This window comes from Bremerella cremea, from assembly GCF_003335505.1.
In the GTDB taxonomy this organism is placed as follows: domain Bacteria; phylum Planctomycetota; class Planctomycetia; order Pirellulales; family Pirellulaceae; genus Bremerella; species Bremerella cremea_A.
In genome coordinates this window covers 939,760-966,518 of sequence record NZ_QPEX01000010.1, presented here as the reverse complement: position 1 = coordinate 966,518, position 26,759 = coordinate 939,760, and the positions used below count along the sequence as shown (strand labels likewise).

The 26,759-nt window shown below is 53.6% G+C and carries 18 protein-coding genes; 9 read left to right on the top strand and 9 right to left on the bottom strand.

Annotated elements, in window-relative coordinates; all coding sequences use genetic code 11:
• Positions 1–63: 63 nt before the first annotated feature.
• Together DTL42_RS04930 and DTL42_RS04925 are read right to left on the bottom strand one after the other, a co-directional pair.
• Positions 64–1,461 carry a DUF1552 domain-containing protein gene (locus DTL42_RS04930; RefSeq protein WP_114367553.1) on the bottom strand — a complete coding sequence of 466 codons (1,398 nt, stop codon included), beginning with the start codon at positions 1,459–1,461 and terminating at the stop codon, positions 64–66.
• A gap of 211 nt (positions 1,462–1,672) precedes the next feature.
• Positions 1,673–4,369, bottom strand: a complete 2,697-nt coding sequence (locus DTL42_RS04925) for a DUF1592 domain-containing protein (RefSeq protein WP_114367552.1) — start codon at positions 4,367–4,369, stop codon at positions 1,673–1,675.
• A gap of 322 nt (positions 4,370–4,691) precedes the next feature.
• Here DTL42_RS04925 and DTL42_RS04920 point away from each other — a divergent pair, with 322 nt between their 5' ends.
• On the top strand, positions 4,692–5,225 hold the full coding sequence (locus tag DTL42_RS04920) for a c-type heme family protein (RefSeq protein WP_114367551.1): 534 nt from the start codon (positions 4,692–4,694) through the stop codon (positions 5,223–5,225).
• A gap of 59 nt (positions 5,226–5,284) precedes the next feature.
• Here DTL42_RS04920 and DTL42_RS04915 read toward each other — a convergent pair whose 3' ends face one another.
• The 4 genes from DTL42_RS04915 to dgoD form a co-directional block, all read right to left on the bottom strand.
• The gene (locus DTL42_RS04915; protein WP_114367550.1) at positions 5,285–6,670 is read right to left on the bottom strand and encodes an MFS transporter; all 1,386 of its coding nucleotides are present in this window, start codon (positions 6,668–6,670) and stop codon (positions 5,285–5,287) included.
• 121 nt (positions 6,671–6,791) lie between these two features.
• Positions 6,792–7,712 (bottom strand): dihydrodipicolinate synthase family protein, encoded by a 921-nt coding sequence (locus DTL42_RS04910; protein ID WP_114367549.1) that lies wholly within the window; start codon positions 7,710–7,712, stop codon positions 6,792–6,794.
• Complete coding sequence (locus DTL42_RS04905; protein ID WP_114367548.1) at positions 7,696–9,075, bottom strand: alkaline ceramidase; 1,380 nt, start codon at positions 9,073–9,075, stop codon at positions 7,696–7,698. The genes DTL42_RS04910 and DTL42_RS04905 overlap by 17 nt, the downstream gene beginning before the upstream one ends.
• Positions 9,076–9,137: 62 nt before the next feature.
• On the bottom strand, positions 9,138–10,316 hold the full coding sequence (gene dgoD / locus DTL42_RS04900; protein WP_114367547.1) for a galactonate dehydratase: 1,179 nt from the start codon (positions 10,314–10,316) through the stop codon (positions 9,138–9,140).
• Between the two features lie 215 nt (positions 10,317–10,531).
• Between dgoD and DTL42_RS04895 the strand changes: the two genes are divergently transcribed.
• From DTL42_RS04895 to DTL42_RS04860, 8 genes are all read left to right on the top strand, one after another.
• The gene (locus DTL42_RS04895) at positions 10,532–11,410 is read left to right on the top strand and encodes a GntR family transcriptional regulator (RefSeq protein WP_114367546.1); all 879 of its coding nucleotides are present in this window, start codon (positions 10,532–10,534) and stop codon (positions 11,408–11,410) included.
• A 4-nt stretch (positions 11,411–11,414) separates the two neighbouring features.
• On the top strand, positions 11,415–14,720 hold the full coding sequence (locus DTL42_RS04890) for a DUF1553 domain-containing protein (RefSeq protein ID WP_114367545.1): 3,306 nt from the start codon (positions 11,415–11,417) through the stop codon (positions 14,718–14,720).
• Positions 14,721–14,743: 23 nt separating this feature from the next.
• Complete coding sequence (locus tag DTL42_RS04885) at positions 14,744–16,189, top strand: DUF1501 domain-containing protein (RefSeq protein WP_114367544.1); 1,446 nt, start codon at positions 14,744–14,746, stop codon at positions 16,187–16,189.
• Positions 16,190–16,490: 301 nt separating this feature from the next.
• Positions 16,491–17,471 (top strand): DUF1559 domain-containing protein, encoded by a 981-nt coding sequence (locus DTL42_RS04880; protein WP_114367543.1) that lies wholly within the window; start codon positions 16,491–16,493, stop codon positions 17,469–17,471.
• Positions 17,472–17,636: 165 nt separating this feature from the next.
• Positions 17,637–18,080, top strand: coding sequence for a carboxypeptidase regulatory-like domain-containing protein (locus tag DTL42_RS04875; RefSeq protein ID WP_114367542.1), 444 nt, complete (start codon positions 17,637–17,639; stop codon positions 18,078–18,080).
• Between the two features lie 4 nt (positions 18,081–18,084).
• A complete protein-coding gene (locus DTL42_RS04870; protein ID WP_158545236.1) occupies positions 18,085–19,053 on the top strand; it encodes an SMP-30/gluconolactonase/LRE family protein in 969 nt (322 codons plus the stop codon).
• 538 nt (positions 19,054–19,591) lie between these two features.
• Positions 19,592–20,350 carry a superoxide dismutase gene (locus DTL42_RS04865; protein ID WP_425305510.1) on the top strand — a complete coding sequence of 253 codons (759 nt, stop codon included), beginning with the start codon at positions 19,592–19,594 and terminating at the stop codon, positions 20,348–20,350.
• 889 nt (positions 20,351–21,239) lie between these two features.
• On the top strand, positions 21,240–23,090 hold the full coding sequence (locus tag DTL42_RS04860; protein WP_114367540.1) for a heavy metal translocating P-type ATPase: 1,851 nt from the start codon (positions 21,240–21,242) through the stop codon (positions 23,088–23,090).
• A 405-nt stretch (positions 23,091–23,495) separates the two neighbouring features.
• On the opposite strand, the gene DTL42_RS04855 is transcribed toward DTL42_RS04860, so the two are convergent.
• The 3 genes from DTL42_RS04855 to DTL42_RS04845 all read right to left on the bottom strand — a co-directional run bounded on the left by DTL42_RS04855 (position 23,496) and on the right by DTL42_RS04845 (position 26,607).
• Positions 23,496–24,107 (bottom strand): tetratricopeptide repeat protein, encoded by a 612-nt coding sequence (locus tag DTL42_RS04855; protein WP_158545235.1) that lies wholly within the window; start codon positions 24,105–24,107, stop codon positions 23,496–23,498.
• A gap of 94 nt (positions 24,108–24,201) precedes the next feature.
• A complete protein-coding gene (locus DTL42_RS04850; RefSeq protein ID WP_114367538.1) occupies positions 24,202–24,735 on the bottom strand; it encodes a hypothetical protein in 534 nt (177 codons plus the stop codon).
• A gap of 33 nt (positions 24,736–24,768) precedes the next feature.
• Positions 24,769–26,607 carry a type II and III secretion system protein family protein gene (locus DTL42_RS04845; RefSeq protein WP_158545234.1) on the bottom strand — a complete coding sequence of 613 codons (1,839 nt, stop codon included), beginning with the start codon at positions 26,605–26,607 and terminating at the stop codon, positions 24,769–24,771.
• Positions 26,608–26,759: the final 152 nt, after the last annotated feature.

Below are 26,759 nucleotides of genomic sequence, written 5' to 3'. Positions count from 1 at the left end.
GTACTCTCGGGAAGCTCCCTATTTAGAATACTTCCGAGAAGAGCTTTGGCTGAGAATCGCTTGCTAGACATCGGCGACGGTACCGGTGCTGTCGGCAAAGCGATCGGTTTCGACGCCTAGGCGTTGAAGCATGGTGACAAACAGGTTCGACAGCGGAACGTCTTCGTGGTCGACTTCTTTCTGCCATGGTTCACGACCCCCGAGCCAAGCTCCACCGGCAGGCTTTTCGGGGCCGTAGTTGAGGTATTGGCCATGCCGGAAGCCCATATTCTTGCCACCTGCCAGGATCAGGGGATAGTTGCGGGAAAGGTGGAAGGCACTCGATGCCGAACCGAAAAGAAGCAACGTATTGTCTAACATGCTACCGCTTCCACCGACGTCGGGTGTGGCTTTTAGCTTGGCCAGGAAGCGTCCGTATTCTTCGCTGAGGAAGCGACAGTAGGTGCCAAAGTTCTTCCAGCCGTCTGGTTCTTTGGTGTTATGAGTTAGTTGATGGGTCAAGTTGAAGCCTACGGCCCGCGCCAGATAATCGCTTACACCAATCGCGTTTTCACGGCCAAGCTGATAAGTCGCAACCCGTGTGGAATCGGTTTGGAAGGCTAGATAAATCAACTCAAACATCGTTTGCAGGAACGCACGAGGATCCTCTGGCGTAATGTCTAACTTAAGGTGATCGACATTTACAGTGGGAAGCGGCATGTTGACCCAACGTTTGGCTTTTTCAACACGGATTTCTGTTTCACGCACCGATTGAAGATACTCGTCCAAGGTCGCCTGATCGTGCTCCGAAAGCCTCTGCCGTAACGATTTGGCATCGGCCAGCAGGTCGTCGAGTGCGCTTTGGCTGAGGGCCAACCGCCTGGCGGCATCGTTGTCGCTCTTCACAAACAGCATGTCGAAAATCAACTTGGGGCGATGTTCGGCAGGAATCGCTTTCCCGCTTCGATTGAATGACATCGTGTGCGCGCCACGCGGGGTTCCGGTTCCTCCGTCGGTGGAAAGAACCAGTGAGGAGAATCGCGTTTGGTCACCAACTTGTTCGGCAAATACTTGATCGAGCGAAATAGAATTGTGATAGTCGCCTGCCGCGCCCGTCGAGGCCCCTGTTAGGAACTGGTCCGCATTCGAGTGTCCATGAATACTTCTAGCTGCAGGGTGTGAGAAGCCCGATAGAACGGTAAGTTCATCTCGCAGTGGTTCCAGCGGATCGAGGCATTTGGTGAAGCTGAAGTCTTTACCGCTGCCATGAGGAAACCACGCCCAGTCATGGTGAGCAGGGTCTTCGGCGAGCGGCATCGGGACACCGTCCGGCATGTAGAAGCAGGCCAAGCGTTGACGGCTGGCGCCTGCGGGCGAAGCTGAAGCCAAACTCGAGAAGGTTTCAAACCACGGCAGTGCTAGGGCGATCCCTGTTCCACGGAGAAAACGACGGCGATCTAACGAGGCGAGGTTAAAAGTCATCACAGTTTACCTTCTCGAATCCGTGGGTGGGTATCTTGCTTCCGGCTAGGGGCGACCAGAGGCAATGGAGGAATTTGTAGGGGCTGGAAAACCAATGGCAAGCGATAAGACTGGGCGTCTTATCTACGCAAGATGGTGGTGAGGTGGGAAAGAGAATTAAGGAGGTAACTTGTGGGGCAATTTACCATATCTCGTCAAGGGTACACAAATTTTACTCCGACTGAAATAGATCGCTGGCGACAATCAGCTTGATGGCGGTTGCCAGGCCATCGCCTTGCTGGCGAAGTTTCGCCGTTATATCGTCGACGCTGGCTCGGTCGCCAAAATTCAAATGTCTGCCTAACGCATAGCTCGTTAGTTTGTGGACGACTGCCTGGGTGAATTGATCTTGGCGTTCTTCCAGCAGATAGCGCTTCAGCCCTTCCACGCCGTCTAGCTCTTGGTTGTTGGAAAGCATGCTCGACGCATCGACCGGTTGTCCGCCGACTTCGGTACGCCAGCGACCGATGGCATCGAAGTTTTCGAAAGCGATTCCCCATGGGTCGATCTTGGCATGGCAAGATTTGCACGCTGCTTGGTTGCGGTGGTTCTCGATACGTTGCTTCAGCGTCATTTTGGCGATCTCGGGGTCGGCCAGATCAATGATCGGTACCGCCGCAGGAGGCGGGGGAGGGGGATCATTCAGCAGGCTCTTGAGTACCCAGATGCCCCGTTTCAACGGGTGAGAATCCTTGCCATCCGAGTTCATTGCCAGCAAGCCAGCTTGCGTCAGCAGCCCGCCACGTTGATGCTGTGGCTGAAGATTCACGCGGCGAAACGTATTTCCATGAACATCTTTGATACCGTAATGCATGGCGAGACGCTCGTTGGCAACGGTGTAATCGGCATGAATAAAATCGAGTACGCTTTCGTTATTTCGCAGCACTTCGTCAAAAAACGCGACTGGTTCTTCAAGCATTGCTTCTTTCAGCGCGGGATCGAACTGCGGATAGGTCTTCCGATCGACGTTTAGGTAGTCGAGCAGTTGCAGCCCCAACCATTGGCGGACGAAGTGCTCGGAAAAACGACGTGAACGTGGATCGGCCAGCATGCGATCGACCTGAGCGTTCAAGATGGTGGGATCACTTAGCTTCCCTTGCGCGGCCAGGGTTAAGAGTTCCTGATCTGGAATACTGCACCAGAGAAAAATCGAAAGACGGGTTGCTAGACGCTCGTTGGCGATAACGTTCTCGGGGACGGTGGCATCGGTGTTCGAGTGCGAAAGGTAAAGGAATTGTGGCGAAGAAAGAACGGCCGCCAAGACTTCCGTCATCGCCTCCTCGAAGTCGGTGCATTGAGGACGGATGGTGGTGAAGAGTTTAATCTTCTGGGCAACTTCTGCCTCGGTCACGGGCCGTCGCCACGCACGCGACATGAAAGAGGATAAGATCTCGCGAGCGTAGTTGGTTTCATCGGTTTGATTCACGCTTTCGATGAAGATGCGTGTATGCGATGCTGGCGGCCATTGCTCGTAAATGCCTGCGGCGACAGTAACATGATCGATCTGCACGTCGGCTGGAGAAACCGAGCTGTTGACCAGTTTGATAAACTCGGAAGGACTGGGGAGATCTCCTAGCTTGTTAATATGACGCACCGAGTTGCGGGGCTGAATCTCGCTAAGAGGCACTCGCCATTCGTAGAATTGCGGGCTGTCGGGAACGGCGTCGATAACCTTATCGGGGCCGCCAACTCGTACAGCGGCGTATGAATCGTTACTGGCCTGCCAACCGAATTCAAGGCTCAGGCTAGGCAGACGCGGGTTGTCGAGGGAAGCTCTGGCAGCTCGTACCCGTACACGCAGCATTCCTTCTTCAGGAATGGTGTCCCCCAGTTCGAGGATCAGCCTTTTCTGCGGAGGGATCACGGCGACAACTTCTGGCTGGCCCGTGGGGGCATCGACTGGTTGTGCGATGGGCTTACGAGCATATCTAGCGTTGTAGTAAGCCCACTCTTCACTGGCCGTGTGCCCGTTGGCCAAATCAAGATAATAGGTATCGCGCGGTGTGGCCTGGGCGTTCTTCAACCGTTTTTTTAAGGTCTCTGGATCATCCTTGAGTTCTTTTTTGATGTTTGCGATTTGTGCATCCTTTTTCTGGAAGTCAATCGCTGCGGCATCCTTCATCGAAATATCCCAGTAAATCGGGTGGGGCATCTCGCCCCGAACGATCGCATGTTGCAAGGCATCGTGGCTCAACTGGCGGTAGGCAGAAAACTGAATCGCCGACATCGTGAGCGTTTCGGAACTGTTCTGAAAGCCATCCTCGGAAGAAGCGTCTGGCGGTAAGTCGCGAGCGAAGTTGTACGGCAGCCCCAAGAGATCTTGAAGTGCATAGTTGTACTCGTAACGGGTCATCCGGCGAAACGACGAGTGACCTTCTTCGGCCCGGCGAACGGCAGAGGCGACCTGAATTTCCGAAGTCAGCCACTCGACAATCGCGGCCCGGTCTTGGTCAGAAAGATCACCTTCATCTGGTGGGGGCATCTCGCCCTTGCTTAGCGCCGCGAGAACTTCCAACCACCACGCTACGTCTTTGCCATGCAGTAAATTGGGATCTAGCGTATCGATCCGGATATTGCCTTCCTCGGTATCAGGACCGTGACAGTCGACACAAGCCTGCAGCAACACAGGCTTAATGCTTGCGTTGAATTCAGCCAGTTTGGGCTGCGGCGGTTCTTTGCCGAGCGGCGAAGGGGTGAAATCGCGGAGCCGAGACTGTAACCGGCCTGTTTCTTTCAGATTCTCTAGCGTGAGAATTTTGGTTGGTACTGGCGTCGGCTGATTTTCGAGGCTTTCCGGAGTTTGCCCGATCGCCAGCGAGGCAAGCAGACACACCGTAGTAAGAGAGGCAAGAGTTTGGCGAATACGCATTGGGCAGGCAATTTTAGGAGGTGGGATCGAGTAGCGGCTAGATTCACTATAACAAAACCAGCGTCGTATCTCGTAATATTTCTGGCTGAGCAAAGCTTGGCCACTTACAATCGGTTTCAAGAGGCCTGAACCGATTGCTTTAGCGTCATCGATCGCCGAATGTCAATTTAACTCGCTGCCCGAGCGAAAAATCAAGCAGAAGTTCTTGGTGCCTGTTCAACTGAGCGAAACTGGACCAAACGTTCAGCCTGCGAATTTTGGATTCAATCGGGACGCTGTTCGGGCATCGAACACCCCACACCCTTTTATAACGAAAGAGACTATGCCCAGGTATTTTCAGGGGACCATTAGTTGCGTGCTGCTTCTCTTGACCACGTCGTGGGGGATGGCAGATCCACCTGAAGTTACCGCTCCAACGTCATTAGCTGAAGCCCGTTCGAGAGCGGTGCTGTTGCACGAAACCATTCATGGTGCTTTGCAAGTGGTGCATCGTGATTTTTTTCTGGAAGATGAATCTCGCGTGATCCCATCGGCTTCCTTTGAGGATGTGTTTCATTCTCTGGAAGAACGTCATCAGGTTCGTCTGAAATGGTTAGTTGTTGAAACGGACGTGGTGAATGTCGATCACCAACCAGAAGGAGCGTTTGAAAAGGAAGCCGTCAAAGCTCTTGCAAGCCGTAAACCTTACTGGGATGGGGTCGAAAAAGAGACCTATCGGTTTGCTGGTCCGATTCGCTTGGCTTCTCAATGTTTGAAGTGCCATGTGCGAAATCGGAAAGATACCAACGATCGCACTGCTGGGTTGGTGATCTCGATGCCGATATCCCTGCCTCCGCAAAAACCGAACGTACCGTAAGTGCCTACTACTCCTGTGGAGGACGTATGCCAATGTCCCATTGTCAGTTACATGTGCCCTTATTCTTCCGTTGAAATCGCCGGGACTGCTGAGACAGACTCTGCCGCCAAGGGCTCGTTTGGGCGTGTGAAGATAACCCGTCGCGGATTGAAGAAGAGCCAGCAGACCGCCCCCAGCAGGTAAATAGCAGCAAACAAAGCGAGGACCAAGTTCCAATTATCGGTCCGCTGAAAGATCTGCCCGATAACAATGGGGCAAAGAGCGGCGGCAAAGTTACCAACCATATTAACCGCCCCTAAAACCTGAGCTACGCGCGAGCCGCTAATATCAATGACCGAAGTAAAGGTCGCAGGCCCGGCCAGCGAAGCAAACAAGACGCCTGCAGTGAGAAGGCCGATCGCCAGATAAACGTCTTCTACGAGCCAGCTTCCTAAAATCAATAGGCCGCAAGTACCAAGGGAAAACGCACCCATTCCGCTACGGCTCAGCCAAAGGTTGCCACTGCGCCGCCAAATCCAATCGGTAAGCAGCCCGCCGAGAAGGCATCCGGTAAGTGCTCCGGCGAGCACCAGCCCTTGCATATAGCCAGACTCTTTGATGGAGACGCCGCGTGTCTCTTGCAGGAACGTGGGAAACCAACTTGCAAAAAACATGTAGCCAGCCGCACGGCAGATTTGCTGTCCATAGATCAACCAGATACCGGGATGGCGAAGCATGGCTTTCCAGTCCGTTGGGCCCGTTTCATGGTCGGCGTTGTGTGTTTGCTCTGAAGGGCGGCCTGCACGGATGAGCGAACGTTCGGCAGCGTTGGTTCGCGGATCAAGTTCCGGGCGATCGCGAAATCGAAAATAGAATGCCGCCGCCCAAAGAAACCCTGGCAAAGCAAAGAGTACGAAAACCCACCGCCAATCGATCGCTTCAAGTAGCTCGCCTGTCAGGACCGAGGCAACGATGGCTCCGACCTGCATGCCCACCGCCAGCATTCCGCAAGCCAACGATCGATTGGCCATCGGAGTCCAGTAATTTACGGAGTTGGTCGAAGCCGGGAAAATGCCTGCTTGGGCAATGCCCATTAATAGCTGAGCAGAAATCAATAGCCAAAAACCAGGGGAAACGGCGGTCGCGAACGTAGCCGCAGACCAACCGATCGCAAACAAGGTCAAAGCAATTCTTGTCCCGAAATTATGGGAAAACGAACCGGTGGGAACCTGGAAGATCGCGTACGTCCAAAAGAACGCTCCTAGAATGTAGCCAGATTCATTCAGCGAAATATCAAGGTCGCCGCGGATACGGCTTTCGGCGATACCAATGGCATTGCGGGTTAAATAGGCGAGGGATGCGGCGGTCGTCAGCCAGAGGATCGCTAGAAAGCGAATATTCGTCGGCGGCAGGGTATCGATCGTCGGGGCCGATGTTTCGGCTTGCAGGTCTTCTCGATCAGACATCAAGCGAATTCCTCTGTGTTGAGCGTAACTTTCTCTGGCGGCAATCCACAATTGGCTTAAGGGTGCGCCAACGCATGGTGTGCTGCAGGGGGGCGTCGAGCGATTTCGATTCTCGGAAGCCTCAGCGTAATACCTTCGCTAACCGCAGGAAAAGTCGATCCACCTCGGCTTGAGTCTCTGCGTCGAGTTCCCAAGCGACCGGCTGCCTCTGTAGCGTGTTGGGGAACAGCCCCCGTTTTTTCATCAAGTACTTTTCAATCGCCAGAAAGCCATCCAGCCCAGCGGACAATTGCAACGCGACCAAAGCCCCAAGCGGGAGCGATATTTCGTAGGCACGTTCTTCATTCTTCGCTTCAAGGGCCTGCCAAAGGGCGATGACGGCATCCAGCAGATCGGTTCCTGGCATCGTTCCTTGAATTCCGCGACGATAACAATCGACGAGGTTAATTCCACCAGAGCCCTCAAAGATGCGGGCCTGGCCTTGGGTGGCGTCTCGGAGGCGAGATAAATTGGGGCCCAAGGGATGTGCTTCCGGCTTGAAGAAGATTCGTTCGGGGCCAAATTGTTCCAGCAGGTCGAGATAAACGTCGAGAGATATCTCTGCTCCGACATATCCGGAAGCATCTTGAACCACCAAAGGAAGATCGATGCTCTGAGCAATCGCGGCAAAATAAGCACGTATCGCCCCAGAGCCTAACCGCGACGCGACTGGTGGGATTGCCATTACGGCTGATGCCCCGGCTTGTTGCGCGTGTTCGGCGAGTGAACACGCCTCTAAGGTGCTCTCGGCGCCGACGCTTATCACGCTAAATCCGCGACCTTGGGCCGAGTTGCAAATGAGTTCCGCAAGTTGGTGCCGCATCGGTTGAGGCAAACGCCCTACCTCGCTGACCATTGCCATGACAACCCCGTGAGCACCCGTTTGAAACGCCCAGTCAATCTCTCGCGCGAGCGTAGCCTGGTCGATTGCTCCATCTTCTCGAAAAGGCGTATGCAATACCGGCAAAACACCATAGAGCGACTTGTTAGGAGAGAAGTTCATGGATGGTTTGCCTTGCCGCTGAAAGGGTTTGCTCTAGGCAGCCACGATCGAACGGTGTCTGCCAGACAGGATAAATTTCGAGGTCATACAGTTCTTGGGGCGGGAGATACCCCAGCGAACCATTAATCAGGTTCATGCAAATCACCGCCTGAGTAGGAAACTCGGCACGCAACTCTTTTTGGAAAATGGAATACGCTTCTCCGAGACTGCCAACGAAGATCGCATCGCCAATCTGCAAGGTGGAAAGCGGAAGCGGATAGACCGTGCCATCGCCGAGTGCCAAACGAATTCCCAGCCGTCGACGCAAGCGTTCTTTTTGATAGCGGTCGTTCGATGCCTCGTACGCTTCTTGAATCTGAGCGGAGCTGGGCCAAGCTTTTATCGGGATTTCCACGGTGGTTAGGCGAGCCTGTAGATGGGACGAAGCCTGCTGCGGCACATGCTCCCAGGCCGCCAATGGCGCACCCGATTCGACAACCTGAGCAAATTTCAGCGTGGTTCCAGCGGGCTCCATGCCAGCTAAGGTCGAAAGCACCGCGTGTCCCAATTGCCAACCATGTGCGTCAGGAATGGAAGTGTCGCCGGTGTATTGATTACGGGGCGCCAGTTCGCCGCAAGCTCCAAGAAGAAACAGCATGGGCGCCCCGGTCTCGCGTTCGACTAGTTCCCGCGTGGCACCGATATAGTCGGGCGAGATCGCGGTGTTTGCCCAAGCCAGGGTGGTAGGATGGCAGGCATAGTTGACGATCGTCGCCTTCATGTTTCCGTGAAGGTCGACCATCCGGCCAACCAGTAACGTGTCGTCGGCATCCTTGTCGGGCGTGTAGCCGCACAGATAGCGATCTTGTGTTGGATCGGGATCGGGCAGATCACGGGGCTTGGCAAGCGTGCAGCGCCCCGTTTCCCATTCGAGCGTCGCCGGGCAGCTGTTCTTCTCGGCAGCGCGAACGGTCTCGACGATCTTCGGAGGCAACGATTCCATCCAAGCTTGCAGCAAGTCACCACCGGGAAGCGGTTCGTCGGTGAGCATCAGAGGTGGGGTCGCATGCGAGTGAGAAAGGGCGAAGATAATATTCTCGCGGGGGAGTCCCAGTTTGCTAAGGAACCGCTCATGGAAGCCGGCCATCGCCTCAGGCGTTTTCCAGAAACTCAGATCCCCGCAGATCAGCACCAAAGGCGAAGGATGCTCATCGGTCGCGATGGTCATCGCGGTCAGCGTTAAAGGGCGGTGAATTGACGCAGCGGTGTCGTGAGTCGCCGCACCCCAACAACGCGAGTAGATTCCGACTGGGGGCGTAATTTCGCATTGGGCGACCCCAATGTGGCCACGAAACGCAGGGTGACGAAATTCAAGAGAAGCCATGGTGTTACCGGTAAAAAGCAAATGAGAAAGAATCTATCGGCAGCATGTGCAAACAGAACCGGCTACCAGTCTCCTACCGCCCCATCGCGATAGAAGACACGTTGGGGGAGTTCCTGCTGGAATGGATATTTCTTAATCGCCTCTTCGTTGATGGTTACTCCCAAGCCAGGTTTCATGTTGGGGCTTATGGTGCGGGTTTTCTCGTCCAAAACGTAGCCTTCCTCAACAACATCTCGCCGCCAAGGGACATCTTCATGAACCGATTCGCAGATAATGTAACTTGGCTGCGAGAAACCAAACTCCAAAGACGCCGCAGTGCTGACTGGCCCCTGGGGGTTGTGAGGAGCGAGGGCGATTCGGTGGGCATCCGCCAACGCAGCAATGCGGCGAGCCTCGGTGAATCCGCCGCAATGGGTTAGATCGAGCTGGCATACTTCACAGCCCCGTGCCGCAAACAAATCGCGGAATGCGGCCAAGTGTGTTAGACGTTCACCGGTCGCAATCGGAGTGGTTACTGCCGCATTGATGGCAGCAAGCGATTCAAGGCTTTCCGGCCAACAGGGTTCTTCAAAGAAATAGAGCCCATACAAATCGAGTGCTTTGGCAAACTGCATTCCCATCGCCGGCGAAGGTCGGGCATGGCAGTCGACCATAATATCGATATCTTCCCCGACGGCGTCACGCATCGCCGCGACACACTTATCGGCAGCCCTGATAGAACGCATGCCTTCGATCGGCATCGTCGGGGGGACTGCCATCGACTTGAACGCACTAAAGCCATCTTCGGCTGCTTGCTGGGCTAGGTCTGCGAATTGAGCGGCGTTGTCGACCGGTGTTTCATAAAAGCTTTCCAGGCGGCCTCCACCCAAGTGGCAATAAGTGCGAATGGAATCGCGAACCGGACCTCCCCACAGTTTGTGACAGGGGACTCCGTGAACCTTGCCGATAATATCCCACAAAGCGAGATCGATTCCTGAGATCGCCGTTGAACGGACAACACCGCTTCCGTGCCAGAAATGCTGCCGCCACATCATCTGCCACAAGTATTCGACACGCGTGGGGTCTTCACCGATTAGCAGTTCCGCTAGGTCTTGCACGGCGCCGACGACACCCCGCGTGTGCCACTCGAGCGTCGCTTCGCCCCAGCCAACTAAGCCTGGTCTATTGGTCAGGATCTTCACGAAAACCCAGTTGCGCATGCGGGCATTACAAACCAGCGTTTCTATCGCGGTGATCTTCATAGAGGAACCAAAATTGGGTGAATTCTTGATCATAAGCCGTTAGATTAAGTATTTGACTTTGGCATCACCGTAGTTGATATTGTTGACAAAAACAAGTACTGCGATCGGCTTTGGTTGGTCATTATGCTTGTATACAGCTTACTTGTAGGTAGTAAAATTTGACTTTGTTTACAATGTAATTGACTTTGGCGACAAAGGCACGTATAGTCACGCTCATGTCTATTTCCAATTACATCCGAGACGATTTAGCCAACCGCTTGCGGTCGGGGCAAGATTTGCCTGCTCAGCTAACCATTGGCTCACTGGCTGAGCTTTATGAAGTGAGTTTTACGCCGGTCCGCACGGCCATTGCCGAACTCATTCACGATGGCTTTCTGGAAAAAGGCCCCAATCGCCGTTTGGTGGTGACATCCCCGTTGCCGACAGAAGTTGACAAAACGGGGCCGGTTGCTGCGCCTGCTCCCCCGCGCGATCCCTATCAAGAAATCGTTAGCGATTTGGTCCAGCTCAGCCTTAAAGGGAAAACAATCTACCTCCGCGAGGAGGTAACCGCCGAGCGTTACGACATCAGTCGTTCCGTGATTCGCAATATCTTTCATCGTTTGACCGGCGAAGGAATTCTCGATCACATTCCGCGGCGAGGATGGCGGCTGAGGGCTTTTCGCCAAGATGATTTGCAGGCTTACATTGAGGTGCGAGAGTCTCTGGAGTTAAAAGCCTTGTCGTTGGCTTTTTCCCGAATCGATAAGAAAGAAGTCAAGCGGATGTTGGATGCCAACGTTTATCCAACCTCTGCAGCCCAGTCGCCGAAGATTGACGAGTCGTTGCATGCCTACTTAATCAAGCTTTCCGGCAACAGCTATATCCAAGACTTCTTCGCACGTCAGGGGCGATACTACGAACTGCTGTTTTCGTGGGAAGATCACGATCGCGAGACGGCCATCGAGACGGTTCGGCAGCATCGTGCCATTCTGGCTGCCTTGCTGGAAAGCAACGAGCATGCCGCACGGTCCGCTCTCTCGTACCACATCTTGAACAACCATCCAATTCTCAGTCAGATTGCCGAGCAAAGCTTGGCTCTGGAGGAGGAGTAAATCGATGCCAGACCGAATTCGCATTTCAGGTCGACGTATGTCGCTACTGCAGGCAGTGTTGGCAATTGCGCTGAGTGCTGCGGTCGTTGATTCCGGTTTACTTTTTGCTGCCGACGGGGGCGTGGACTACCAGCAGCAAATCAAGCCGCTTCTGCGAGCGCGCTGTTACGCTTGTCATGGCTCGTTGAAACAAGAAGGTGGTTTGCGACTGGACACGGCGGCGCTGTTAAAAATGGGGGGAGATTCCGGCGAGGCTATTTTCCCCGGCGAAGAAGCCGCTGCCAGTCTCTTATTGGAACGGATTGCTACGAAGGATGTTTCGTACCGCATGCCCCCAGAGCACGAAGGGGAGCCATTCAACACGCACGAAATCGACCTCATTCGAAAATGGATCGCCGGTGGTGCCCAATCTCCAGAAGACGAACAGCCTGAGGCAGATGTATCCGACCATTGGTCGTTTCAACCGATAGAAAAAGCTCCGCTGCCAGAAGTAAGTAATACGCAGTGGGTGCGCAACCCAATCGACCGCTGGATTGCTGCCGGCCACGAAAGCCAAGACTTGCAGCCTCAGCCAGAAGCCCCACGCATTGTCCTTGTCCGCCGCTTGTATCTCGATTTGATCGGCGTTCCCCCAACCGCAGAGCAGATCGCAGCTGCCGAGGCGGATACCTCCGACGATTGGTACGAAAAGATTGTCGATCGCCTGCTAGAAGATCCTCGCTATGGAGAACGTTGGGCACGGCATTGGATGGATGTCTGGCGATACAGCGACTGGTGGGGATTAGGCAATCAGTTGCGAAATAGCCAAAAACATATGTGGCATTGGCGAGATTGGATTGTCGAGTCACTCAACGAAGATCAGCCGTACGATGAAATGGTCTGCTTGATGCTGGCCGCAGATGAAATTGCCCCGAACGATCTCGATAAACTACGAGCAACGGGGTTTCTTGCACGCAACTATTTCATTTTCAATCGCGATAAGTGGATGGATGAAACCGTCACCCATGTCGGTAAGGGGTTTCTTGGGCTGACGCTGAACTGTGCGAAGTGCCACGATCATAAGTTCGATCCGATTCCGCAAACAGACTATTACCGCATGCGGGCCTTCTTCGAGCCGTATCACATTCGGATGGACATGGTCCCAGGCACAACCAGTTTTGCCCAAGACGGAATTCCACGGGCATTCGATGGCAGTCCCGACGACTCCACGTTTTTGTTCATTCGTGGTAATGAAGCCCAGCCAGATAAGTCACACCCTATTTCGCCCGGCGTGCCAGAAGTCGCTGCTTTTGAGGAAATCGAGATTCAGCCCGTCGAGCTTCCCGAAGAGGCCTGGCAGCCGGGACTACGGAGTTGGGTGCTAGAGAATCATCGCAAGGACGCACAGAGCCAGTTGGCGACTGCTCAAGCTCAGCGAGACGAAGCCGCGAGTCAGTTGAACGCAACGCAGGAGACACCGGAACCGCCAGCGATTATTTTTGACCCCATCGTAGAGACGTTTACCACCCTCGATCGCCAACGCTGGCAAGTTCGTGGGGAAGGTTGGCAGCATACGGCAGGCAAGTTACAGCAGAATTCAAACGCGCCGGTTCGTTCCGAGATAACGCTCCTAGAAGAGGTGCCGCGTGACTTTGAAGTGGTTCTTCAGTTCAAGATTGTGGGAGGAACCACCTATCGTAGCGTCGGAATCGATTTCGATGTTCCCGGCCCGCAATCTGGCGAACAGGACTCGTATTCCTTCGTTTATATCAGCGGCCATTCTTCCGCTGGCAAGGTTCAAGGAGCCTTTTCACAAGATGGCAGTACGCACTACCCACCGGAAGGACGTCGCAGCTATTCGGTAGAACTGAATCAGCCGTATACACTGCTTTTGCGTGTGCGAGATGGTTTGGTCAACGCCGTGCTCAACGACAAGCTCGTTCTCGCTTGGCGTACGCCGGTAGAACGCCATCCGGGTGCGATTCGGCTGATGACCTACGACGCAGTGGCAGAGATCACCCATTTTGAGTTGACGGCACTTGATCCGGCCAGCGAGCTTACCGAAACATCGGGAAAACCGACCGTTACCACTCGCGAGACATTCGATCGCGCCGTCGCCAATTTGACTGTAACGGAGACATACCTAAGCTCGGTCGAGCAGCGGATTGCGGCAATCGAATCGCGACAAAAGCAGGAAGCTGCTGAGAAGCAGGAAAAGCTCCGCATCGCGGCAATTCGAGCCGAACAACATTACGCAGTTGCCTTAGCTCGCCGAGAGGTTCTTGTCGCGGAGCAAAATGCCACCAAAGCCCCTCAGGAAAAAGCCACTGAGGCCGAAAAGCAGCTGGCCTCCGCCAGAAAAAAGTTGAAAGAAGAACTAGCGAAGCTGGATAGTGAAGTCGCCTCGGATGCAACATTCACGTTGTTTCAAGGGGCGGAATGGTCCGCTACTCGGTTCAAACACACAGGGCATGATGATCCCACGCTTCCATTCCCAGCAACCAGCACCGGCAGGCGAACGGCTTTGGCTGAATGGATTACTGATCGACGCAACCCGCTGACTGCTCGCGTGGCGGTTAATCATCTTTGGGGGCGGCATTTCGGGACTCCCTTGGCAACTTCGCCGTTCGATCTTGGTCGCAATAGCCCGACTCCAACGCACGCAAAACTAATCGATTGGCTGGCTGCTGAGTTCATGGAACATGGTTGGAGCATGAAGCATCTGCACCGTCTGATCGTAACTTCAGCTACGTATCGCATGTCCTCCTCGCGACTCGGTGCCGAGAAAAACATCGAGAGCGACTCGGACAATCTCTATCTGTGGCATCGTCAGCCGCTGCGTATGGAATCGCAATTGGTACGAGACGCTATTTTGTCGCTAGCGGGTACGCTTGATTCGACAATGGGAGGCCCTTCGATTCCGCCTGGGCAGCAAGAGGATTCCCACCGTCGCAGTCTTTACTTTTTCCATTCGAATAACGAACGCAATCTGTTTCTCTCGACGTTTGACGAGGCAGAGGTAACCGAATGTTACCGCCGCGATGAAAGCATTGTTCCTCAGCAAGCTTTGGCAATGACTAATAGCAAGCTGGTCCTTGAATCGGCTCCCTTGATTGCTAAACAGCTCAGCGAATCGGCGGAAACCGAACAAGCGTTTCTTCAGACCGCGTTCGCTGTGGTTCTGGGGATTCATCCCACATCAGAAGAAATTGAAGCGAGCCACCGTGCGCTCGAGGAGTTGCAGGAGTTGCCAGAGAGTACAACCGAACGAGCCCGTGCTCAGTTGATCTGGATACTTCTTAATCACAACGACTTCGTTACGGTTCGCTAATCCGAGGATGAGAGGAGATCGATATGAGTACGCCATTTCAACGACCATTGTCGCGTCGCTCGTTTCTAAGTGATACATGCCTCGGCTTTTCTGGCTTGGCATTAGGGGCAATGCTCCGCCAGGAGGGAGTCGCGCGAGCTGGTTGGTCGCCACCGACCGGGAAACCACATCGACCTCCAAAAGCGAAAAGTGTCATCTGGCTGTTCATGAACGGTGGCGTCAGCCAGATGGAGAGTTTCGATCCGAAGCCAATGCTGTCCAAGTATGGCGGCAAAACAATCGCGGAAACTCCGTTCGCTGATACCCAAGATCCGAAGAAGCTGGCCATTGAAAGACTGGTCGCCCCCGATGGGAACGGCATGCAGCGCAATACGCTGTATCCACTGCAAGTTGGCTTTAAGAAGCATGGACAGAGCGGAATCGAAGTTAGCGACTGGTTCCCGCATATCGCCAGCCAAGTCGATAAACTAGCCGTTATCCGCTCGATGTGGACAACCGACAGTAATCACGGAGCTCAGGCTCAGTTTCACACCGGTCGGCATTTGAACGATGGAGCTTTTCCCACGTTAGGTGCCTGGGTGCATTATGGGCTCGGGTCCTTAAATGAAAACCTGCCGCAGTTCATTTCTATCGGCAAACGCGAATATTGGAACAAGCGAGACGGCCAATATCTTGGCCCAGCACACGATGCCGTGCCGCTGCGAATCGATCCTCAGAATCCCCTTGATTTCAGTCAGCCAGAGATCGAGATTCCGGCTGGTGCGAAAGGAATCGGTAAAGAACTGCTCGGCAAGTTAAACTCTTTACGCGAAGCAGAGTATCCTCACGATCCTGCCATGGAAGCCAGAATTGCTTCGTACGAACTTGCCTTCAGAATGCAGACTTCGATTCCCGATATTGTCGATCTCGCACAAGAAACGCCTGAGACGCTTTCGCTTTACGGAATTGATCAACCCCATTGCAAAGAGTTTGGCACACAACTGTTAGCAGCTCGCCGCATGGTGGAGAAGGGGGTTCGCTTTATCCAGATTCAGCACGGTGGCGGCGGAGCTGGTGCGTGGGATGCCCACAGCGGTTTGAAATCAAATCACGAAAAGCTTTCTAGCGCGGTTGATCAACCGATCGGCGCGTTGCTGCAAGATCTTGACCGGCGAGGTTTGCTCGATGAAACCCTCGTTGTTTTTTGCACCGAATTTGGACGGACCCCAGGCACGCAAGGTGCTGACGGTCGTGATCACCATATTTTCGGCTTTACCGTTTGGATGGCCGGAGGTGGAATCAAGGGAGGAATCACACATGGTGCCACCGACGAGATCGGCTTTCATGCGGTGGAAGACCGTCACTACGTTACCGATGTCCATGCAACCATTTTACATCAACTCGGGCTCGATTCCCGAGAACTAGAACTCCCTGGTCGCAAACGAACTGAAATCGACCACGGACATCCTATTTTCGAGATCATGGCCTAACGGAGTTGGCATTTGTTCCGTCAATCAAACGACGAACGAATGCGCAGAACCTATTGCAAATCATATTGCGTGATGCTTTTGAGCTCTCTCGAAAATCTATTAGTAAATAACAGCGGTGTTGATCGAACAGGAAAGACTTTTATTTGCCTCGGACTTTGCGAGGTGAATGCTTAACCCCGTTTAGACTGCGTCTGCGGACATCACTCACTCTTCCCCTCATGCTTTGCCCTTTATGCACTTGGGCAAGCTTGCTCCTTTTCGCGACTACTTTTAATTCGTCTGTTCTCAATAAAGGTGTGCAATGAGTAAGAAGTGTAAGCAGGGCTTCACGCTAGTTGAACTGCTAGTCGTGATCGCAATTATCGGCGTCTTAATCGCCCTCTTGTTGCCAGCCGTACAGCAAGCCCGTGAGGCCGCGCGGCGAATGAGTTGCAGTAACCACGTAAAACAGCTTGGTTTGGCACTGCACAACTATCACGATACTTTCGGGGCGTTGCCTTACGGTGGACGTGGGCAGTTCAATCAATCGTGGTTCGTTTCGATTTTACCGCAGATCGAACAGTCGGCAATTTACAACCAGTTCAAGTTTGATGTCACGATGAGTGGCTACCCAGGCGGCGTCAACGGGACACTGTTGAATCAACTGACGCCTGATTATGTCTGGTGTCCATCGAGCTCGGCGGAACGCGTGAACCGCCGCACGGATGTTGCCAATCGTTTTTCAACGGCCTCGTATATCGGAATCGCAGGGGCATCGACCAGTGCTACGGTGGCCAGCGATCCTACTGGCCAAGGACGTTGCGTGGCAGGTTCTCAAGGTTATGCGTGTGCCAACGGCATGATGATTCCTAACAAGGTCTCGCGCTTTCGCGATAGTATTGATGGGCTGACCAACACGCTCATCATCGGAGAGCAATCCGCAGTCGGCAAGAATAGCAGCGGCGCTCGGGTCGATATTCGTAGCAGTTATGAATGGGGCTGTTGGATCGGTCCTGGTGCGACGGTGGTTCCGCCTGAGACGGGCGGGACTTATGCCTGGTCTGGCACGCCTTGGAGTCGCAATACGACGACCGTTCGTTATCCTGTTGGTACCATTACCGAAGGGGCTGGCAATACACGCGATGGGGTGAATACATCGATCTATTCAGAACACCCTGGTGGTGCCATGGTTCTTCGTGGTGACGCCAGCGTGACATTCGCAATCGAGACCATGGAACTGCTGACCTTGCGAAATCTATGCATTCGCGACGATGGCCAGGTCATCGGTAACGATTTTCGATAGACCAAGCGGGGAAGCTGCAAATGCTTCCTGCTCGAACGCAGGCAACTTGGCGCAGTGAGAGACGATACGATTCGTCTCTCACGCGAAATAATCTGTGCGCGATTCTTCATGAACGTTATTTGAGAACCCATACGCTCTTCGTAGCGCCAATTAGGATGAAACAGGATGACCGCGAATTTTCGATTTCGTGAGAAACACTTTCGCCGACAATGGGGATCGTTGGCTTGGTTGATCGGTTTGGCGGCACTCGTTGGCTGTAACATCGGGGCCTCTCCCTCGGCTTCGGTCGATGGAGCGGTAACATTAAACGGTAAGCCAATTCCCGACGGCTCGATTGTATTGGTCAACGACCAAGGCTCGATTGCTACGGCTGCGCTTCAGCCAGATGGTAGTTACTCGCTCAAGTGCCCTCCCGGCAAGTACCTTGTGGCCGTTACGCCTCCGCCTGAGCCCGATCCGCTGGCTCCAAAAAACGTGGGACCTGCACCTAAGCGAATAGACATTCCGCGATCTTACTTGGATGTCGGTACAAGTGGCCTTATCGCGGAGGTCAAAGAAGGAGGAAACAGTTTCGACTTCGATCTCGATTCCAAATTCAAGGGACGTTAAAGCAATGAGTCGGTTTTCTATTGCCCGGTGGTTGGGGTGTGTGACGATTTTGCTGGTGCTCCGAAGTGTCGCCATGGCGGAGGAACCTAAGACTGCGGCCTCGCGTCCGGTTCTGCTGTTTACGGTGCCGGAATATTGCGAGGGAATCGTTTTCGACCATGCTGGCAATGGTTACATCTCGCACGGCGCAGAGATCACTCGTTTCACCCCGGACGGTAAGCGAAGCTTGTGGGCAACCACCGGAGCGCCGAATGGGCATAAGATCCTGGCCGACGGAACTCATCTCGTCTGTGACAAGAGTCAACACGCCGTGTTACGTCTATCCGCCAACGGCAAGCCCCTGACTCCAGCAGCAACCGACTGCGATGGCAAGCCGTTGCGTGGACCTAACGACCTGACTTTGGATACTCCGCACGGAGGTTTTTATTTTACTGATCCAGAAGAAAGCGATTTGGAAAACCGAATCGGTACCGTTCATTATGTTGATCACAACGGGAAGACCAGCTTAATCGATCATGGCCTGGCCTATCCGAATGGAATTGTCCTGAGCCCCGATGGCAAACGTTTATGGGTGGGCGAAAGCATGACCAATCGTGTGCTTGTGTACGAAGTGGAAGGGCCAGGCAAGGTGAAGAACCGTAAGATCTTTGCCCAGTTGCCGCTTAAAAATGACCAGCTAGGACAAATCAACAACCTGCCAGACGGTATGTGTCTCGATGACCAGGGCAACCTGTACGTTGCCCATTACGGCATGCAACGCGTGCAAGTTCTCGATCCGTCCGGCAAATGGATCAAGCAACTTGACGGCGGCAACCTAACGACGAGCAACGTCGCGTTCGGCGGCCCCAAAATGAACCGGTTGTTCGTCACTGGCGGCTTAGCGACTGGCCAAGGGGGACTATTTCGTCTCGACTTAGAGGGGACTAAGGGCCTAACGATAACCCCACAAATCTCTCTGCACTCTGAGAAGTGAGCGTTCCGTAGTCTCGTTCGCACTTTGCGCAGACATCAAGGGAGAGTTTCCAGGCGGCGATAATTGTCTGCGATTGACCCGTATCGGAATTCCTCGAACCATGCCGTCGGTCTGCTCGCCCAATAGACCTCGGCTTCTGCGCGAGCAAGTTGCCTGACCGTGGTCTGCAACGTTGCATTTCGATTGTTCCATCTGCTCGTTCGGTGCCCGGCGCGGTGTTACCGAGGTGTGTCATCGAATTTTGCGGCCTGTGTTGCGCAGAAAAGGAGATAATCAGGCCGCACGATCTAACGATCATGCCCCCGACTTGTTTCCTCTCGGAGAAGATGAGAAGGTAAATGCTACTTCGTTGGCAGGAATTAAGCAGAGGGGCAAGCAAGCCCTGAGTGAACACATCCTTAGGGTCGTCCGTATTATTGATGTTTGCACTAGCAATTAAGCATGGGCGACCCATGAACGCCTCATAATTTGCGGCATTTCGGATGGAATCGAGGTTTGAATTCCTGCACCAACAAAAAAACATGACAACTTGACGGCAATGCAGGCCGTTCTGTTCGTTTCCCCCCCGGATTTTACCCCTGGAGATTTCCTGATGAATTTTGATCGCCGAAAGTTCCTGGCATTGGCAGGTACGGCTGGAGTGATGGCGGCTTCCGGATCTTTTACGAATATTGCCTTTGCGGCTGAGGCCACCTTGCCGCCGCTGCCCTACGCGTTTGACGCGTTAGAGCCATACATTGATGCCAAGACAATGGAAATCCATCACGACAAGCATCATCAAGGGTATGTGAATAAGCTAAACGCGGCCCTGGCCGAGCACCCTGAATTACAGGAAATGCCCCTTGAGAAGCTACTGGCCAACCTCGATGCCGTTCCCGAATCGATTCGCACCGCAGTACGTAACAACGGAGGCGGGCATCTGAACCATTCGCTATTCTGGCAAATGATGACCCCGGATGGTGGCAAACAAGACAAGGGAAGAGTGGGGGACGCTATCAACAAGACCTTTGGGAGTTTTGAGAACTTCCAGAAGGAGTTTGCGGCGAAGGCCGGAGGTCAATTTGGGAGCGGATGGGCTTGGCTTGTCGTAGGTGATAATGGCAAGTTGGAAGTTATTTCAACCCCCAATCAAGATACGCCGGTCTCGCAAGGCAAGACGCCAATTCTCGGCGTCGACGTCTGGGAACATGCCTATTATCTCAAATATCAGAACCTGCGCGGCGGCTATGTGGATGCTTGGTGGAACGTTGTGAACTGGGATTTTGTGAATGAGTTGTTCGCAAAAGCCAATCGCTAGAACGTAGTAAACAACGGCACAACAACGTTGACTCGGCAAACGGTCGGGCATAGTTTACGAACTCTGCCGACCGTGCGTCGAGATTGTGTTTGGAGATACTCCAGAAACAGATTCCACCGTCTTAAAGGTCCTGACCAACCGAATTGGGACTGAGACTCATACGCAATCTTGCTGCGGGGTTTGCTAGATGTTCGCATCGCCAGATACGACTGGCCCGCAGCTATTGACGCTTCACAACGGCGTTTTCTGTAGGCCGATTGCGATTGCTTAACAAAGGACGCTGGCTCACGATCCTTCATTCGATTCTACAGAATTCAGCCAGGGGCAACGTTTTTCTACCACGCAGACGCCATTCGATAAGCGTCTTTTTTGAACGTTCCACGGATCTCTTAGCGGCGATTTACGAGTGTCTCAAACTTTGATTGCCGAAACTCAGGCTACGATCGATTCGCAACGAGGCTTATGGGTGTATGCGCAAGGAATCCATGCATCAATCCATCCGTTGGCTGCCAGTGGCTTGTCTGGGAGCTAACTCCCGCACCGCTTTGACGTCGTCAGAGGGAGGTTGACGCAGTACGAATCGTAAGTGCAGATTGAGAGATCGATAAATCACTGGCGGTAGCATGTCAACGAGAATCAATTTCGCATATCCTGACAATGAAAGATGGCTCGTCAGGCATGCTTGGCGGCGAATCGGAATCGATCAGTGTCGAGTTACGTGCTCAGCCATCCATCGGTTCGATTCGCTTTAGTTCAGGGATCTGGCAGAGGAAGTAGAACGCACGTTGCTTCAAATGATAGAGGATGCAGCCCCTTGACCCATGCTACCGAATCTCCACGCTCAGGCAGATCCGAGAAAACTAACCCGTCCAAGGAATCGGCTAGTCAGATGGTCAACTGGTGGAACCGAAAGTCGCTCGGCATCGCGGCCTTTGCCATTTTAGCAATTCTTCTACACCTGCTGCTGCGATTTGGTGTTCAGACCACCGCCGCAACAAGCGATTTGCCGCTGCTGACCACGCTGGTTGTTGGTGGTTTGCCTCTACTTGTAGACTTGTTACGAAAGCTGCTCCAGCGAGAATTTGGCTCGGACTTGCTGGGGGGGATTTCTATCATCACCTCGGTATTACTGGGGGAGTATCTTGCTGGATCGATTATCGTGTTGATGCTCTCTGGAGGCGAAGCATTGGAAGCGTATGCGCTTCGCAGTGCATCTTCGGTACTGGCGGCGCTGGCCAAGCGTATGCCGTCGGTTGCTCATAGAAAACGTGGTTCCGAGATTGTCGATATCGATTTGCACGACGTGGTTGTCGACGACACGTTGGTTATCTTTCCGCACGACATCTGCCCTGTAGATGGTGTCGTGATTGAAGGTCGCGGAGTTATGGATGAATCCTACTTGACCGGCGAGCCTTTTCAGATCACCAAGACATCGGGCTCAAAAGTAATCTCGGGCGCCATCAACGGTGAATCGGCTTTGACTATTCGCGCAACCAAGCTTGCTGCCGATTCGCGTTATGCCAAAATCATGGAAGTGATGCGTGAATCCGAAGCGAAACGCCCGAACTTACAGCGTTTGGGCGATCGGCTAGGTGCAATCTACACGCCGGTGGCGTTGGCAATTGCTTTTCTGGCCTGGGCGATCAGTGGCGAGTCGATTCGTTTTCTATCGGTGTTGGTGATCGCGACGCCTTGTCCACTATTGATCGGAATTCCGGTTGCCATCATTGGTTCGATATCGCTTTGTGCACGCCGCGCGATCATTGTCAAAAGCCCTATCGTGCTAGAACAGATTGCCGCATGCCGCACAGCGATTTTCGATAAGACTGGGACGTTGACTTATGGTGAACCGTCGCTTACTGAAAAGTTGATCGCTCCCGGCCACGACCCACATGAGGTTTTGACGCTTGTCGCTAGTTTAGAGCGTTACTCGAAACACCCCTTAGCGATCGCTGTTCTTTCGGCCGCTAGTAAAGCGGGAATCGTGTTACCCGAAGCAACTGAAGTTAGTGAGCAGCCAGGACAAGGCTTGAGGGGGAACGTTGCTGGGCATTCGTTACAAATTACCAGCCGCAACAAGCTCGCTTCGCAGAAGATCTCCGGACTCGATCAACTTCCGCCAATCGCTGGAGGTCTAGAGTGTGTGGTCGCAATCGACAACCGTTTCGCCGCCGCGTTTCGATTCCGTGATGCGCCGCGATCGGATAGCCGTTCGTTCGTAAAGCATCTCGCTCCTCAGCATCAGTTTAATCGCATCATGATTCTATCAGGGGATCGCGAAGCGGAAGTTCGCTACTTGGCCGATCAAGTGGGTATCACAGAGATCTATGCGGAACAGAGTCCCGAAGAGAAACTGGCCATTGTCCGTAAGGAAACAGCTGAGGCGAAGACGTTGTATGTGGGGGATGGGATCAATGACGCACCTGCGATGATGGCCGCGACGGTCGGAATGGCGATCGGACAAAATAGTGACGTGACTGCAGAAGCAGCCGGCGTTGTCGTGATGGACAATTCCCTTACCAAAGTCGACGAGTTCATGCACATCAGCCGTCGCATGCGAACGATTGCCCTTCAGAGTGCCGTCGGTGGTATGGCACTCAGTTTGCTTGGAATGGGTTTCGCTGCATCGGGATACCTAACGCCAGTTGCCGGTGCCATCCTGCAAGAGGTCATCGATGTCGCCGCAGTACTGAACGCCTTGCGAGCCGCTTTCCCTCCCAAGGTAATCCATGACCTTTAATACCTGATTGTATTATCCGGCAAACAATGAAATTCGCGAAACCAGTCGTCGCCGGGGTATAAACGCTAAGATCAGGAACTGCTCTGGAAGATTAATGTCTCGTCACTAACGACAGATGGACGTATATCCTCATGCGAGTCAACGCGAACTGCTCCGCGACCTACGGCTGCCCGAATTGTGTGGCTAAACAGAAGGCGATTCCAACCAGTAGCGGATGAATCCCCTTCAATTCGTGTCTGCCGAGCGACCTGCTGGATTAGTGGCACCGTTCTCAAGAAAGATCGATCGCGTCTGGTTCGAGAAGGGCATTGTAACGGGAGGTGGTGGGGATAGAGTTCTTCTTTCTTCTACCCAACCGATAGGGATAAAAAAGAAGGCTCTGGCAAAATTGACGTCTGGGCGACTCTAACGCGTTTGCAACGAGACGCGATCGAGGCCAGCGAGAAACTCTCTTGAGTTTTCTAGATTGGGATTCGCTTTTAGTGCCTCTTGGAAGGCCTGGCGTGCTTCCACATCCCGACCTTCTTGAGCTAACAGCACTCCCATGTTTTGATGTGCGGCCGCTGGTCCCACCACTTTCGCAAAAGCTCGGTGGGCTTCTTCTAGGCGGTTTTGCCTAAATAAGGTCCGTGCCAAGTTCGTTTGTGCGTGTTGATGGGTGGGGGCAATGGCGAGCGCGGCTCGAAATTCTTGTTCGGCCTGGGTGTTATTGCCCTGGCGAAAATAGAAGTATCCGAAATCATTGCGCAGATCAGCATCGTTGGGATGCTTTGCCAGTGCAGCGTGAAACGCTTGTTCTGCTTCCTCTGGCATGTGTAATTCGTCGTACAGAACTGCCAGATGGCGGGCATAGTCGTACCGTTGGGGACTCTCTGCCTGGGCTTTTTCCAACAGCTTGGCCGCTTCCAGATAGTGCCCTTCCTGGTGAAGGGTTTGTGCGGTCACGATACAGGCTTCGGCTCGCTTGTCTTGTGGATCGCTAGGGGACTCAACGAGTGACTTGGGTAAGGACGGCATAAGTGATGTTGCCGAGCCCCAGGTCTTGCACCCGCACGACGCCAACAGAGCCAGAACCAAAGGTAACCATCCCAAGCGTAACATGCGGTTCCCCTTAGTAGCCAATCGCGGAGTTGTTGGAGGCACGGATCTGAGAGCCACCGAGGTAGGTACTGGCGACCCCTTCTGCCTCGATGCCATACATCGGTTCCGCTTTGGCATACCCGAGAACGACCCACTGCTCAGGCTGAGGGAAGTCGGTCTTGGACAACACTTCTTGGATGTAGGTCAAACGTTGTTGGTCGAGTTCGTGATTCTCTGACATTTCAACCACAATCGGCTCTCCCAACTGCATCGCAAGCGTGGGAAGGTCGGTCATATGCCGCTTGCCATAGGGGCCCAGGTCGGTCGAGGCACCAATCCATTCAGCCTGATAGATCGTCAGCATATCCCTTTGGGCTGCAGTGGTTTGGGCATTCTGCCAACCGCAGCCGTAGGTTCCCAGTGGTTGCGGGATGGCTCCAGCAGGAATGTCGGCGCAGCGATCCCAGCAAAAGGGGCTACCACACTTCGAGCAGCACCCTGTTTGCCAAAGGCAAATGCCAAACAGCAGCAATAGCCAGGCATTGTTTCGAGTTTGGATCATCATGAAACTACTTTGTCGGGGTAGGGCAGCGTGGAATTACTTGGCCAATATGGGTTGACGACAGCAATCGAATGCTCGACCTGATGGGCCAATCAGGAACTGGCATTCATCGCAATGATTTCCCACATGCTGACGTTGATGGTCGGTTCGCACCGGGCTTCGGTATCCTTGGGAATGCCGGCTTTCTAGGCGATTGAGTAGAAAGAACTCAATGTCGTTGGGTTCATGCATATCTTCCCCTGGCAGTGGTGGCCCTTCGCATGCGTCGATGGGATGAACAAGTTGAGGCGTAATCAGCACGACCAACTCTTGTTCATCCGCAGAGGTGTTGTTCAAACCTCCGGTGTTGCCAATAAATGGAAGGTCTCCCCAGAAGGGGATTCGCTTCCCGTCTGCCCCAAAATTGTGCTGAATCAGGCCGGCAACCGCCAACGTTTGTCCTTCACGAAGCTCGACCGTCGTGCTGAAATCGTTCGATTGCAACCCGGACACACTGGTACCCCCTGCTGACGCATTTCCCCCCACGCTCGTTCCCAAGCTTTCGTCTCGGCTGCTGACCGTGGCATTGACGACCAAGCGAATGCGGTCACGGTCGACGATATTTGGCGTGAAGTTCAGTTGGACACCAAAAGGCACAAACTGAACGCTTTGTGCCGAACCACCATTGGTTATCACCGCAGAAGGGACCGGGAACTCGCCCCCAGCGCTAAAACTGGCGGTTTGTCCATTGAGCGTGGTGAGAGTTGGTTCTGCCAACGATTTTGCCAGGTTCATCTGACGCAAGGCGCGAATGGCCAGATTCACTTGCCCTCCATCCAAAGAGGCGAGAACGTTACCGGCAGTGGAACCAGTGGTAAGGCCATTGGAGAGAATCCCAGCGGTCGTTTGTCGAAAAATCGTTCCCGCACTGTTGGCAACGGAAAAGTCCATCCCGATGCTTCGTGCCGCGCTGCGGTTAACTTCTGCAACGGTCACCTTCAGCATTACCTGCTGATCACCCGGGATTTGTAGCAGGTTGATAATATTAGCTTGCCGCAATTGCTGACTAATAGCATCGATTTGCTCCCGATTGACGTTGTCGGTGACGGTGCCTGGGACATAGTTGGTCTGGAGCACAACATCCCCTTCCCGAATTGTGGGACGAGATGCCGCACGGGGCGCGTTGGCGGCAACTACTTGTAGGATACGCACGGCCTCCAAGGCGTCTTGTGCCTGACCTTGAACAATCAATTGGTTTCCAACGAACTTCAACTCAACATAGCTATTAGGAAAGGCCTGGTTGATCTCGTTGGATAGATTTGCATAGGTGGCGGACAAGTACTGGGCCGCCTCAACATCGGGTTGCACGCGAATCAGATAGCTCAACACACGCTGGCCACTTGGCTGCGAGGGATCGGCAACCCAGATATTCAGAACCGTCGTGCCACGTCGAACCCCGACAATTGAAATCTCTTTGTTGGAGATGACCTGGTACGTAGCAACTTGATCATCCGGCAGGTAGACCCGAATCGGTGTTTCTTTAAACACCAAAATACGAGGGCGTCCCTCGACAACCGTCAGAGTGTTTTCAGGGTCGATGGTTCCCTGAATAAATTGCCCGTACGTTTTCTGTAAGGCTTCTGTCGGCTGAGGCTGCTGTAGTCCCGGCGGGAGCGTTTCCAGTCGTTGCAGACGGTCGACCCCTGGCTGGGGAGGTGCCTGTTCAGGGAGACGCGGAGGCTGGGCAACTTCAATCGGGCGATCAGTGGCTTGAGCCAGACGCACAATCGGTGCCTGGGTAGGGCTGGCAAATTCATGCACCAACGGTTGCCGCGTTTGGGCATTCGCGATAAGTGGCCATGCCAGCAATATGATCAATAGAAGCGCACGCATCATCGAGCCAAACCTGGTTCGAGAAAGTCCATGTAGGGGCAACCCATGCATGGAGAGAATTTTGAAACACCTTTGCGTGCTACTGAAGAGTAACACCACAACGTATCGTCTTAATCGTCATGATCAATCCAGACCATTTATTCCGATCAATCGGA